The sequence below is a fragment of the Butyricicoccus sp. AM27-36 genome (assembly GCF_003480945.1).
Taxonomy (GTDB): Bacteria; Bacillota; Clostridia; order Oscillospirales; family Butyricicoccaceae; genus Agathobaculum; species Agathobaculum butyriciproducens.
Map to the genome: position 1 here is coordinate 118,944 of NZ_QUJR01000004.1, position 13,275 is coordinate 132,218.

The window sequence follows — 13,275 nt, forward strand, 5'->3', positions numbered from 1 at the left end:
TAAGAAAGCAATTTTCTAATAAAGCAGAGAGTGGAGAGCACTTCGCTCTCCACTCCTCACTCTTTCTCAATCGTCAGCACCGAATGATACGGCATCGGCTTTCCGTCCACGGCGTTATCGCGCGATGCGCCGCTGAATTCATACTCGTACCGGAAATCCAGCCCGTCGAGATGCGCCTCCTTGACGTTTTTCGTATCCGGTGCATCGTATTCCCAGCCGTCGTCAATGATGTCATCCCTCATGTGGGCGGCATACAGCCAGCTCCATTTGGCATACGCGGCCGCAAAGGCGTAATACACCGTCATGCGCTCCTGATAGCCGCACGAGCCGTTCTGCGAATCCGAAACCACCGTCACAGACTGCACATAGCCGTCCGCATCGGTTTCGACCGTCACATCGGATACAGCAGAATCGCCCAGCGAGAATCCGGTGTACGAGCCGCCCATTATGTCCAAATCCTTATTCCAGCTTCCGTCCGGCCGGACATACGGCGCCGTGCCCTGATTATATTTCAGGCAGTCGTTGCAGTTCTCCACATACTCCGCAAGAGTCAGCTCGCCGCGATTGGGCGGCAGCTTGGCGTACAGGTCAATGCCGTAACCTGCGGCTGCTCGCAGCACGAGCACCAGCAGGTACAGCGCCACGCGATACCAGCGCACCTCCCGCTCGCGGACGATGATGCTGCACCCGTTCTCCAAATCCCACGGCAGCTCCTCTTCTTTGCACGCGCGGTAACACTTGTAATTGCAGTACCATTCGAAGAACGGCAGCGCATAGCAGTTGCCGTAGCCGAACACGCCCCACAAACGGGCATATGCGGTGCGGATGGACAGCTTTTCTCCGTCCTCATCGCGGACGGACAGCCCGAAGATCCACTTGCCGGGCGTTGTGCCCCAGTAATGCAGCAGCATCGGCTCGAACACGAACGTCAGCAGCCAGCTGACATACCCGCACGCGAGCGTCCACGCCAGATTCGACATAAAATGATCCGGATTGATGCGGAACACCCACTGCGACAGCATCGACCACAGCAGTCCATACAGTCCGGCATCCACATTGCGGGCAAGGAAGCGCCGCCACGGACAGCCTGCCGGCGGGATGCGGTCTTTCTCGCGCGGGTCGTCTGCGGGCAGTACGATGGACTGGTACCGGTCTACATCCAGCCCGTTCCACTCCGCTCTGTCCTCGCAGATGGCGCGGCACATCGCATACGCCTGTTCGCTCTCGCGGATGTCCCCCTGCAATACGTCGAGCTGGCCTGCCGCCGCCTCGGGCAGCGCTTTCTCGCCGCTCTCGATGGCGCGGATGTCAGGCACGCTCAGGCGCAGCCGCCGCAGCAGCATGATCTTCCGCAGGGTCTGCACATCGTCCTCGGTGTAGTCGCGGTAGCCGTTCTCTCCGCGTGTCGGCTTGAGCAAGCCTTCCTTCTCGTAAAACCGGATGTTCGCCCGGGATAAGCCCGTCCTGCGCTCTGCTTCTGCTATGTTCATACGATCACCTTCCCTTCTATTGATTACATTATAAGGGATAAAGTGGGTTTACAGTCAAGTGTTTTCGGGGAAAATGTTAAGAAAAAAGAGTGGACAGCACTTCACTCTCCACTCTTTTTATGTTTAATTCAGCGCTGCAATCGACTCTTCCAGCTTTGCGAGGTGCTCGCGCAGCTTTTCAGCCTTTTCGCGCTCGGCTGCAACAACCTTCTCGGGTGCCTTATCGACAAACTTCGGGTTGTTCAGCTTCTTCATAACGAAGTCAATGTCGGCCTCGACCTTGCTCTTCTCCTTGCCGAGACGGGCCCGCTCGGCCTCGAAGTCGATGAGGTCGCCCATCGGCATATAGATCTGTGCGTCGCCGGTGACGACAGAAGCCATCTTCGCAGCGTCCGCCGGAACCGCGTCGATGAGTTCAATCTCGGAAGCGTATGCCAGCTTGGGGAAGAAGCCTGCGCCTGCGGAGAACGTATCCTTCTTCTCGGTCAGGATGAGCACCTTGGCCTTCTTGGAGGGCGGTACGTTCATCTCGGCACGGCGGTTGCGGATAGCGCGGACAGCGTCCATCAGGCTCTCCATCTGTGCCTCCTCCGCGGCAAAGTGCAGCTCGTCCTTGTACTCCGGCCATGCGGATACCATAACGGACGGACCCTCATGCGGCAGCGCCTGCCAGATGGTCTCGGTGATGAACGGCATGAACGGGTGCAGCAGCTGCATCGCGCCGCTCAGCACATAGCAGAGCACCTTCTGTACGTTCTCGTCGCCGGTCTGCAGACGGGTCTTTGCAATCTCGATATACCAGTCGCAGAAGTTCTCCCAGATAAAGTCGTTCAACTTTGCGGCAGCCAGACCCAGCTCGTACTGGTCGATGTTGCGGGTAACATCGGCAACCAGTGTGTTGAACTTGCTGAGAATCCACTTGTCCTCGATGGCAAGGTCTGCGGGCAGCTGGACTGCCTTGTCCTTGTCGATGGTCAGGTTCATCTGGATAAAGCGGGATGCGTTCCAAATCTTGTTGCAGAAGTTGCGGGACGCCTGCACGCGCTCATCCGAGAAACGCATATCGTTTCCGGGGCTGTTGCCGGTTGCGAGGGTGAAGCGCAGCGCATCCGCGCCGTACTGGTCGATGACCTCGAGCGGGTCGATGCCGTTGCCGAGCGACTTGGACATCTTGCGGCCCTGTGCATCGCGCACCAGACCGTGGATATAAACCGTCTCGAACGGGGTTTCGCCCATGTGCTCCACACCGGAGAAAATCATGCGGGCAACCCAGAAGAAGATGATATCGTAGCCGGTAACAAGCGTAGAGGTCGGGTAGAAATACTCCAGCTCCTTGGTCTTATCCGGCCAGCCGAGCGTGGAGAACGGCCACAGAGCGGACGAGAACCAGGTATCCAGTACGTCCTCCTCCTGATGGATATGCGTGCCGCCGCACTTCGGGCAGGTGCATACATCGGTCTTGGAGACGGTCATTTCGCCGCAGTCCTCACAGTAGAACGCCGGAATGCGGTGACCCCACCACAGCTGACGGGAGATACACCAGTCGTGTACGTTTTCCATCCAGCGCAGGTAGGTCTTGGAGAAGCGGTCGGGCACGAACTTGGTCTTGCCCTCGTTTACTACGTCCATAGCGGGCTTGGCGAGCGGCGCCATCTTGACGAACCACTGTGCCGAGGTCATCGGCTCAACGGTGGTGCCGCAGCGGTAGCAGGTGCCGACGTTGTGCTCGTGGTCCTCAATCTTGACCAGCCAGCCGCCTTCCTCAAGGTCCTTTACAACCGCCTTGCGGCACTCGTAGCGGTCCATGCCCTCGTACTTGCCGCCGTTTGCGTTGACGGTCGCGTCCTCGTTGAACACGAGAATCTGCTCGAGGTTGTGGCGCTGACCCATCTCGAAGTCGTTCGGGTCGTGGCACGGCGTAACCTTAACGCAGCCGGTGCCGAACTCCATGTCAACGTACTCGTCACCGAAAATCGGAATCTCGCGGTTCATGATCGGGAGGATGCAGGTCTTGCCGATGAGGTGCTTGTAGCGCTCGTCGTTCGGGTTGACAGCAACGCCGGTATCGCCCATGAAGGTCTCCGGACGGGTGGTCGCAACCACCAGATCACCCGAGCCGTCCGCGAGCGGATAGCGGATGTGCCACAGCTTGCCCGGCTGGGTTTCGTACTCAACCTCAGCGTCGGACAGCGCAGTCGCGCAGTGCGGGCACCAGTTGATGATGCGGTGGCCCTTGTAGATAAGGCCCTTGTTGTACAGGTTTACGAATACCTCGCGGACCGCCTTGGAGCAGCCCTCGTCCATGGTGAAGCGCTCGCGGTCCCAGTCGCAGGAGGTGCCGAGCTTCTTGAGCTGGCTGATGATGCGGCTGCCGAACTTGTCCTTCCACGCCCAGACGCGCTTCAGGAACTCCTCGCGGCCGAGGTCGTAACGGGTCAGGCCCTCCTCCTTGCGGAGGTTCTCCTCTACTTTAATCTGGGTTGCGATACCGGCGTGGTCGGTGCCCGGCATCCACAGTGCCTCGTAGCCCTGCATGCGCTTGGTGCGGATGAGGATATCCTGCAGGGTCTCATCGAATGCGTGGCCCATGTGCAGCTGGCCGGTAACATTCGGAGGCGGGATAACGATGGTGTACGGTTTCTTGTCCGGATTGACCTCGGCGTGGAAGAAGCCGGAATCGACCCAGAACTTGTACAGCTTGTCCTCGACCGATTTCGGGTCGTAGGTCTTAGGCAGTTCGCTCATTGATCTATCTCCTTCAATTTGATTTACGATATAAATGCGGGATACTTCTGTGCAAACAAAAAAGAGCATACTCATCCCGACAACAGGACGAAGTATGCTCCGTGGTACCACCTGAATTCGCGTAAAGACGCGCACTCGTTGCCCCGTAACGCGGGTTAGACGGAACAGCTTAACGAAAATTCGGCTGTTCTGCTCCAAAGCGACCTTCTTCTTCCCCGCCGAGGTGCTTGCACCGACCGCACCCTCTCTAAACGCGCAAAGGAAAAATACTCCTCTTTTTCACGGCATTTGCGTATTAACTTTAATATTATAGCTGTTAAATTCGGGTTTGTCAAGGGATATGACGCAGTTGACAGCAACTTGCCTATACGATACATGCCAGCGAATATACTAACAGATAAATACAAGCTCACGCTATCCCGTAGGGTGCGCCGACTCGGCGCACCGTTTGTAAACCGCAGGGCAAATTTCACAGCAACGGAATACATTAACGACAGCGTATGCCACGGACTATAATCCGGTGATATTCGCTGGAATGCGGTGCGCCAAGGTCGGCGCACCCTACGGTCAGGCGATTTACAACTTATTACCTGTTGCTGTAATATTCGTCCTCTGCCCATCTGCGCGGATTATCGGCAATATAATTATACCGTATCACATAATCGTTTTCATCGCGCACAATATGGTCATAAAACGACCGCTGCCACAAATTGCGTCCGGCATCCTGATTGGAAAACCGTTTCAATGCCGCAATTATGCGTGGCACCAATTCCGTAGGGCGCGACGACCTCGGCGCGCCATCATCACGCAAAACCGAAATCAACATATGAACATGGTTTGGCATGATAACATAGGAATCAATCGACACATATGGATATGCCCCAGGAATCGTTCGGATATAATGTTCAACAATTTTACCGATGACTGATAACCGCAGGGACGGCGCGCCGAGGTCGTCGCGCCCTACGGTTGACAGCGTGCATTGCCGTTGATAGGTGCAGAGCGTCACAAAATAGACGCCCTGCTTTCCGTAATCATACTTTGGCAGCCGAGCCGATCTCCTCGTCTCCATCAGGAAAGTCTCCGCTTAAACTCCTCATACCCAAACATCCGCACGACCTCATCCGTGCCGTCGGCGCGTCTTACCGCGATGAGCGGCAGCGGCATGCCGTTAAACGTATTGGTCTTGACCATGGTGTAGAGCGCCATGTCCTCGAACACGACCTGCTCACCGGCGCCGAGCGCCACATCGAACGAATACTCACCGATGACGTCGCCTGCGAGGCAGGAGCGGCCGGTCAGCAGATAGGTGAACGCCTTTTTCCCCGGCTCGCCGCCGCGGTACACCGGCGGACGGTACGGCACCTCGAGCACGTCCGGCATATGGCACGCCGCCGAGGTATCCAGAATCGCAATGTCCTTATGGTTGTGCATCACCTCAAGCACGGTGGCGACCAGATAGCCCGCATTCAGCACAACGGCCTCGCCCGGCTCCAGATAAACCTGCACCTTGTACTTTTTCTGCAGATAATCAATGCAGTGCACCAACGTTTCCACATCGTAATCCGCGCGGGTGATGTGGTGGCCGCCGCCGAGGTTGATCCATTTCAGGCCGTCCATATACTGACCGAAATTCTGCTCAAATGCAGCGACAGTCCGCACCAGATCGTCCGAATTCTGCTCGCAGAGCGTGTGGAAATGGAAGCCCTCAATGCCGTCGAGCAGCTCCGGCTGAAAATTCTCTATCGTAATGCCAAGGCGCGAATCCGGACCGCACGGGTCGTACATCGCGTGGTCGCTCGGCTGCGTGGAGCACTCCGGATTGAGCCGCAGGCCGCAGCTCTTCCCTGCCGCGCGGGCAAGGCTGCCGTAGGCCTTCCACTGCGTGAACGAGTTGAACACAATGTGGTCGGCGTACTCCAGAAGCTCGCGGAACTCGCCCTCCGCGTAGGCCGGTGCGTAAACATGGGTCTCGCCGCCGAATTCCTCATGACCGAGCCGTGCCTCGTACAGACCGGAGGCCGTTGTGCCCGCCAGATACTCCCGAATCAGCGGGTACACGGAAAACATCGAGAACGCCTTCTGCGCCAGCAGGATCTTCGCGCCGGTGCGTCTGGCAACGTCCCGCAGGACGGCCAGATTCTGCACCAGACGGTTTTCATCGAGCAGGTAGCAGGGCGTAGGAAGCTCAGTAAATTTCATATCAGTCCACCAGTACCGGCTTGTCGTTAATCTGCCACGGCAGACCCCACTTGTTCAGCGCCTCCATGTACGGATCGGGATCAAACTCCTCGACCGTGTACACGCCCGGCTTGTTCCACTTGCCGGTCAGCAGCATCGCCGCGCCGATCATCGCCGGAACACCGGTGGTGTAGCTGATGGCCTGCGAGCCGACCTCGCGGTAGCACTCCTCATGGTCGCAGACGTTGTAGATATAGGCGGTCTTTTCCTTGCCGTCCTTCTTGCCGGTAAAGATGCAGCCGATGTTGGTCTTGCCCTTGGTGCGCGGACCGAGCGTTGCCGGATCGGGCAGCAGCGCCCTGAGGAACTGGATCGGCACGATCTGGTGGCCCTCAAACTCGATCGGGGTGGTGGACAGCATGCCGACGTTCTCCAGACACTTCATATGGGTCAGATAGGACTGACCGAAGGTCATGAAGAAGCGGATGCGCTGCACGCCCGGAATATTCTTCGCCAGAGACTCGATCTCCTCGTGGTGAAGCAGGTACATATCCTTGTGGCCGACCTGATCGAAGTCATACTCGCGCTTGATGCTCATCGCCGGGATTTCAACCCAGTGACCGTTCTCCCAGTACGAACCCGGTGCGGATACCTCACGCAGATTGATCTCCGGGTTGAAGTTGGTCGCAAACGGATAGCCGTGGTCGCCGCCGTTGCAGTCCAGAATGTCGATGGTGTCGATTTCATCGAACAGGTGCTTCTGTGCGTAAGCGCAGTACGCCTGCGTTACGCCCGGGTCAAAGCCGGAGCCGAGCAGAGCGGTCAGACCGGCGTCCTCAAACTTTTTCTTGTATGCCCACTGCCAGGAGTAGTCGAAGTACGCGGTGAAGCCCTCGTCCTTGCAGCGCTTCTCGTAAATGGCGCGCCACTCCGGATCGTCGGTGTCCTCCGGCTCGTAGTTTGCCGTATCCATGTAGTTTACGCCGCACTTGAGGCACGCATCCATGATGGTCAGGTCCTGATACGGCAGGGCAATGTTCATCACGATGTCCGGCTTGTACTCGTCGATGAGCGCGCACAGCTCGTCCACGTTGTCCGCATCCACCTTGGCGGTGCGGATCTTGGTTGCGGTCGTACCGTCCAGCTTCTCCTTGATGGCATCGCACTTGCTCTTGGTGCGGGATGCGATCATAATCTCCTCAAAAACGTCGCTGTTCTGGCAGCACTTGTGGATAACTACGCCGGCAACGCCGCCGCAGCCGATGATCAATGCTCTTCCCATTGTTAATTCCTCCTCATTTTTAACTGTATATATAATTTAGATTTATTGAATGGTCTTTATTTGTTAAACTGCCGCTTGAGAAGCGAACGGAACTGCGCGGGCGGCAGCCTTTTTCTCTGCACCGGCTGAGCGGGGGACGCGAACTGCGTCAGCGGGTTCGCCCCTAACGGGCGGGGGGTCGCTGAACCTCAGCGGGGAGTGCGCCTACCCGGCGGGGGCACAAGAGGGTAGACACCTGCGGTTTCCACCCTCTTGTGAATCACCCCTTTCCCTTGGGGATATTCCGGCGCAGATTTCCTATATGTGACCGCTCCGAAAAGGAGTACGACAGAGGATTTTTTCTTCCGTGTCTTTCGCAACCTGTTCGCAGTGTCAGATACCGTACTGCTACACAGGTCGGCTACTTCCAGCAGGCGCGGCATACCCGTGCCGCGCAACTCGTAAGCCTGGAGTTTGCGGACAGCACCTACGGATTAGGTGTTCGGTGCAATTTAGCCTCGCAGGTGCCGTGCGTTACAACGTGCCAAGGATTTGCGCGGCACTGTTATGCCGCGCTCTGCGTTGAGTAACCCGCATGTGTAGCAGTACGCTGTCTGTGAACTGCGAAAAGGTGGAGAAAGACACGCAAGAGTAACCCGACTGCCGTTCCCCTTTTCCTGCTTACGCAGTCTACCGTCTGCACCCAAGCTATCCCAACAAGGGAAACGGGTGTTCAAAGAGGGTAGAAACCGTAGGTGTCTCCCCTTTTTGCCCCCCGCCGCGGGTGCGGCGCATTCCCCGCTTACCAAGCGGCTACCCAATCAAAACCGTCGTGATTTTCTAACGATTCCGTTATTCTTCCACCTTTTCCAGCAACTTCTGCACATAATTCGGCAGATAGAACGCACCCTTATGCAGATTGGTATTGTAGTATCTGGTTTCCAGTCCCAGACTGTTCCACCAGTCCGGATTCAGATCGCGCACCGGATGCACGCCGCGCGACGAAAAGCCGAACAGCCAGTGTCCGGACGGGTAGGTCGGAATATGTGCCTGAAACAGACGGCTCAGCTCAAACGAGTGCACGATATTGCGGTGCGCTCTCTGGCACGCAAGCGCATCGCCCTTGTAGAACGGGCTTTCGTGCTGATTGACGAGCACGCCGTGCTCCTTGAGCGCCTTGTAGCAGTTGCCGTAAAATTCCATCGTGAACAGGCCCTCGCCCGGGCCGAACGGGTCGGTCGAGTCGATGATGATAAGGTCGTACTCGTCCTCAATCCGGCGGATATACTTTAATCCGTCCTGATAGAGAATGTGCACGCGCGGGTCGTCGAGCGAGCACGCCACACCGGGCAGGTACTCCTTGCAGACCGCGACAACGCGCTCGTCGATCTCCACAAGGTCGATGTGCTCGATGTGCTGATAGCGGCACAGCTCGCGGACACAGCCGCCGTCACCGCCGCCGATGACGAGCACCTTTTTAATCTTCTCACCGAGCACGGCCATCGGAACATGCACCATCATTTCATGATAGATGAACTCGTCCCGCTCGGTCAGCATCATGTAGCCGTCAAGCGTGAGAAACCGACCGAACTCCTCGCATTCAAACACGTCGATGCGCTGAAAGTCGCTCTGTTCGGTGTAAAGCTGACGGTCTACCTGTATCTGCAGCCCAACCGTCGGCGTGTGCATTTCAGTAAAGGTAAGTTGCATGAGTGAAACGCTCCTTTTATTCCGGGCTGACCACGCCGCGGATGACCTGCAGGCTGTTCACCTCGGGGTCCTCGGTGCCGAGCAGCATGCAGTTCTTTTCCTTGGCGTAGCGAATATAATCAAGAATATCGCGGGTGATACGCTCACCGGGCGCGAGGATCGGGATGCCGGGCGGATAGCACATGACAAACTCCGCGCAGATGCGTCCGACCGACTCCTCGAGCGGCATGGCCTTCTTGTCCGCGTAGAACGCCTCCTGCGGGCCGGCGACCACCTGCGGAGAGATATACTCCTGCCGCATGAGCGTCGCCTTGTCGCGCTTGTAGCGGCGGCGAATGTCCGCCAGAGCGGCTACCAGACGTTCGAGGTCGCGCTCACGGTCGCCCACCGAAACATAGGCGAGCAGATTGCCGAGATCGCCGAACTCGGTCTGAATATCGTAAAAGTCGCGCAGAATATCGTACACCTCGATGCCCGCCAGACCAACATCCAGCGTGTTTACCGCCAGCTTGGTTGTGTCGAAGTCGTATACCGTGTCGCCGTTGATCAGCTCACTGCCGTAGGCGTAGTAGTCACCGATGGCGTTGATCTCCTCGCGGGCGTAGGTCGTCAGGTCAACGACTTTTCGGAAAATCTCCTTGCCGTGCAGTGCAAGGTTCTTGCGCGAAATATCCAGGCTGACCATCAGCAGGTACGAACCGGAGGTCGTCTGCGTCAGGTTGATGATCTGGCGAACGTGCTCCGCGTTCATCGATGGGCCGCACAGCAGAAAGCTCGACTGCGTGAGCGAGCCGCCCGACTTGTGCATGGAAACGGATGCCAAATCCGCGCCTGCCGCCATCGCGGAGACCGGCATATTTTCACCGAAGTAGAAATGCGTGCCGTGCGCCTCATCGGCCAGCACCTTCATGCCCGCCGCGTGCGCGAGCCTTACGATTTCCCGAATGTTCGAGCAGATGCCGTAATAGGTCGGGTTGTTGACGAGCACCGCCTTCGCGGACGGGTGCTTCTCAATGGCGGCCTTCACATCCGCGACCGACATGCCGAGCGAAATGCCCAGCCGGTCGTTCATCTGCGGGTTGACGTAAACCGGAATCGCACCGGTCAGCACGAGCGCATTGATGACGCTGCGGTGCACGTTGCGCGGCAGGATGATCTCGTCGCCGCGTTTGACCACGGAGAGAATCATCGCCTGTACGCTGCTCGTCGTGCCGCCCACCATCAGGAAGGCGTGCGCCGCACCGAACGCATCCGCGGCAAGCTCCTCGGCCTCGCGGATAACGCTGGTCGGGTGGCACAGATTGTCGAGCGGCTTCATCGAATTGACGTCCACCGTCATGCACTGCTGACCGAGGAATTTCGTTAATTCCGGCGAGCCGCGTCCGCGCTTGTGGCCGGGTACATCAAACGGCACAATGCGCATGTCTTTGAAGTTTTCGAGCGCCTCCATAATTGGCGCACGGGATTGATCCATTATATAACCCTCTTTGTAATGAAAACTTTTTTACAGTCAGGAGTTTGGTAACTCTTTTACGTTGTGTGGGCGAACAATGTTCGCCCCTACGATTTACCATCGGTACAAACGTCACCGTAGGGGCGCACAGTGTGCGCCCATTTTATCCTGAGCAGACAGCTTACGCGGGAAGCCACTGGCCTCCCCTTTATTGTGAGACAAATCCGAACATCGTTCGGTTTGTCTTTCTCGATTGAAAATGTATTTTCAATCGAAATCAGTAGATGTTCTTGCCCGAAAATATCTCAATCATCTCTCGTCTGAGGTCGGAGTGAATCTTGAGTCTGGTCTTGGGCGGCAGCTCATAGATGTCGGTGTTGAACAGGTAGTTCTGCAGATCGACCTCCTTGAGCAGCATACGGGTGTGGAACAGATTGGACTGGTACACGTTAATGTCGTATGCGTCGTACCGCTCGAGCGTTTTCGGGTCGATAAAGTCCTGAATGGACGTCATATGGTGATCCATGAACAGCTTTTTGCCCTCGATATCGCGGGTAAAGCCGCGCACGCGGTAGTCCATGGTGATGATATCCGAATCGAACGAGCCGATGAGGTAATCAAGCGTAGACAGCGGCGTGATCTCACCGCAGGTGGCAACGTCAATATCCACGCGGAAGGTGGCAAGGCAGGTATCCGGATGGTACTCCGGATAGGTATGCACGGTAACGTGGCTCTTATCGAGGTGCGCGACGATGGTATCCGGCTCAAGGGCCGGCTTCATGTGCTCCTCCGCGATGAGAAAGGTTACCGAGGCGCCCTGCGGGTCGTAATCCTGCTTGGAAATGTGCAGCACATGCGCACCGATCATCTCGGTTACCCGCTCGAGAATGCCGGTCAGTCGTTCGGAGTTGTACTGCTGGTCGATATATTTGATGTAGTCACGCTGTTCGCGCTCGGTCTTTGCGTAGCAGACATCATAAATGTTGAAGGACAGCGCCTTGGTCAGGTTGTTGAACCCGTAAAGTTTGAGCTTGTTCTGCATTTCATATCCTCACAATACCAAAAAATCCCCAGGCGAAAGGGGTACACACGGTACGCTTTCACTTGAGGATGATCGTTCTCTTTTTGCAGATGCTTCTGCACATTCCGTAGGTTTTATGGAAGAGGAAAGAGTCTATATAGCAAGAATCGTTACTTTTAGGCAATACCGCATAATGAAGCAAGAGCGATTTGCGAGTAAATTTTGTGCTCTGATAAGGCGTGGTTGTGCGGCAATACTTGCTGTATTGCAAAAAATCACAACGAAATCAGGGGGCAAAATTTCCGCAAAGCGCCGCAGTCTTAATTGTACGGTGTTGCCTTTGTACTCTTATTGATCGTTTCACAAGTGTGATGCGCCCGCGGCACACGGCTTTTAGTCAGCCAACTTATAAAATTCAATAAGGCAACAAAGTTGCCAGTTTCGGCATTTGACCCGGCTGTCCGTATGGCCTTAGCACCGTTTTCGCGCAGAAACCGGGCGGTCAAAGAAATTCTGCTGAAAGGCTTCGCCTCTCCGAATAACTTTTATTATAAGGGAATCTGAGTACAAATGCAAGTTCATCTTGCAAATTTTACGAATTTGATACCGAATCCGCATATACGGTGTCGCCATCACAAAAAGTTTACAGTCTTTGTTTTGAAAAATCGCGTAAAACGTAGTACAATGGAAAAAGCAAGACGATATCATTCTGAAAAGACAAGGTGAATCATGGCACGCAAAAAGAGAAGCAAGGGACTTCGGGTCAGCCTGATGCTGACAGTCGGACTGATGATCGTGTCGTTTGCGGCGGGCATGCTGACACAGAGGATCGTGTTCCGCGAGCCGCAGACCGACGCCGGTCTGACCTACATTGAGGATATTCCGGTGCTGACCGACTTTCTTCCCGAGGGCACACGCGCCCGTCCGGGACAAAAGCGCGAGATCAAGTATCTTGTCATCCACGAGACCGACAACACCGGCACCGGCGCAAATGCGGCCGCGCACAACTCGTTCATCCACCAGAACGCCAACGCCGAGGAGGGCATTGTTTCGTGGCACTACACGGTGGACGATCACGAGATCTACCACCATCTGCCGGATGATGAGACTGCCTACCACGCAGGCGACGGCATGGAGAAGAACGGCGGCAACATGAACGGCATCGGCATTGAAATGTGCGTCAACTCGGACGGCAACTACGAACAGACGCTCATCAACACCGAAAAGCTGTGCGCGCGGCTGCTGATCGAGTACGACCTGAATCCGTCCAAGGCACTGAAAAAGCATCAGGACTTTTCGGGCAAAATCTGCCCGTCCACCCTCATCAACAGCGGCCGCTGGGATGAATTCTGCAGCGCAGTAACCGCCAAATACAAGGAGCTGAAGGCCGATGAGGCGGCAAACGCATCGTAAG

The 13,275-nt window shown here is 56.3% G+C and carries 9 protein-coding genes and 1 other annotated feature; of the genes, 1 reads left to right on the forward strand and 8 read right to left on the reverse strand.

Features of this window, described 5'->3' with window-relative positions; translation table 11 throughout:
- Positions 1 to 56: 56 nt before the first annotated feature.
- The 8 genes from DW724_RS07125 to speD all read right to left on the reverse strand — a co-directional run bounded on the left by DW724_RS07125 (position 57) and on the right by speD (position 11,882).
- Entirely contained in the window at positions 57 to 1,490 is a 1,434-nt protein-coding gene (locus DW724_RS07125; RefSeq protein ID WP_118761085.1) for a MerR family transcriptional regulator, read from the reverse strand.
- 123 nt (positions 1,491 to 1,613) lie between these two features.
- The gene (locus DW724_RS07130) at positions 1,614 to 4,235 is read right to left on the reverse strand and encodes a valine--tRNA ligase (protein WP_118761086.1); all 2,622 of its coding nucleotides are present in this window, start codon (positions 4,233 to 4,235) and stop codon (positions 1,614 to 1,616) included.
- Positions 4,236 to 4,315: 80 nt separating this feature from the next.
- Positions 4,316 to 4,527 (reverse strand) — a binding site (T-box leader).
- Between the two features lie 294 nt (positions 4,528 to 4,821).
- Positions 4,822 to 5,307 (reverse strand): transposase, encoded by a 486-nt coding sequence (locus tag DW724_RS07135; protein ID WP_118647890.1) that lies wholly within the window; start codon positions 5,305 to 5,307, stop codon positions 4,822 to 4,824.
- The gene (gene nspC, locus DW724_RS07140) at positions 5,307 to 6,437 is read right to left on the reverse strand and encodes a carboxynorspermidine decarboxylase (protein ID WP_118478312.1); all 1,131 of its coding nucleotides are present in this window, start codon (positions 6,435 to 6,437) and stop codon (positions 5,307 to 5,309) included. The genes DW724_RS07135 and nspC overlap by 1 nt, the downstream gene beginning before the upstream one ends.
- Position 6,438: 1 nt before the next feature.
- A complete protein-coding gene (locus DW724_RS07145; protein ID WP_118761087.1) occupies positions 6,439 to 7,698 on the reverse strand; it encodes a saccharopine dehydrogenase family protein in 1,260 nt (419 codons plus the stop codon).
- 831 nt (positions 7,699 to 8,529) lie between these two features.
- Positions 8,530 to 9,387 (reverse strand): polyamine aminopropyltransferase, encoded by an 858-nt coding sequence (speE, locus tag DW724_RS07150; protein WP_110435192.1) that lies wholly within the window; start codon positions 9,385 to 9,387, stop codon positions 8,530 to 8,532.
- 16 nt (positions 9,388 to 9,403) lie between these two features.
- Positions 9,404 to 10,861, reverse strand: coding sequence for an aminotransferase class I/II-fold pyridoxal phosphate-dependent enzyme (locus DW724_RS07155; protein ID WP_118761088.1), 1,458 nt, complete (start codon positions 10,859 to 10,861; stop codon positions 9,404 to 9,406).
- Positions 10,862 to 11,117: 256 nt separating this feature from the next.
- Positions 11,118 to 11,882, reverse strand: a complete 765-nt coding sequence (gene speD, locus DW724_RS07160) for an adenosylmethionine decarboxylase (protein WP_110435194.1) — start codon at positions 11,880 to 11,882, stop codon at positions 11,118 to 11,120.
- Positions 11,883 to 12,590: 708 nt separating this feature from the next.
- Between speD and DW724_RS07165 the strand changes: the two genes are divergently transcribed.
- Positions 12,591 to 13,274, forward strand: coding sequence for a peptidoglycan recognition protein family protein (locus tag DW724_RS07165; RefSeq protein WP_118761089.1), 684 nt, complete (start codon positions 12,591 to 12,593; stop codon positions 13,272 to 13,274).
- Position 13,275 lies beyond the last annotated feature (1 nt).

Excerpts from the sequence above, each read along its gene's own strand:
- DW724_RS07125 (WP_118761085.1), bottom strand. The coding sequence starts at position 1,490 with ATGAACATAGCAGAAGCAGAGCGCAGGACGGGCTTATCCCGGGCGAAC.
- DW724_RS07130 (WP_118761086.1), bottom strand. The coding sequence starts at position 4,235 with ATGAGCGAACTGCCTAAGACCTACGACCCGAAATCGGTCGAGGACAAG.
- DW724_RS07135 (WP_118647890.1), bottom strand. The coding sequence starts at position 5,307 with ATGGAGACGAGGAGATCGGCTCGGCTGCCAAAGTATGATTACGGAAAG.
- nspC (WP_118478312.1), bottom strand. The coding sequence starts at position 6,437 with ATGAAATTTACTGAGCTTCCTACGCCCTGCTACCTGCTCGATGAAAAC.
- DW724_RS07145 (WP_118761087.1), bottom strand. The coding sequence starts at position 7,698 with ATGGGAAGAGCATTGATCATCGGCTGCGGCGGCGTTGCCGGCGTAGTT.
- speE (WP_110435192.1), bottom strand. The coding sequence starts at position 9,387 with ATGCAACTTACCTTTACTGAAATGCACACGCCGACGGTTGGGCTGCAG.
- DW724_RS07155 (WP_118761088.1), bottom strand. The coding sequence starts at position 10,861 with ATGGATCAATCCCGTGCGCCAATTATGGAGGCGCTCGAAAACTTCAAA.
- speD (WP_110435194.1), bottom strand. The coding sequence starts at position 11,882 with ATGCAGAACAAGCTCAAACTTTACGGGTTCAACAACCTGACCAAGGCG.
- DW724_RS07165 (WP_118761089.1), top strand. The coding sequence starts at position 12,591 with ATGGCACGCAAAAAGAGAAGCAAGGGACTTCGGGTCAGCCTGATGCTG.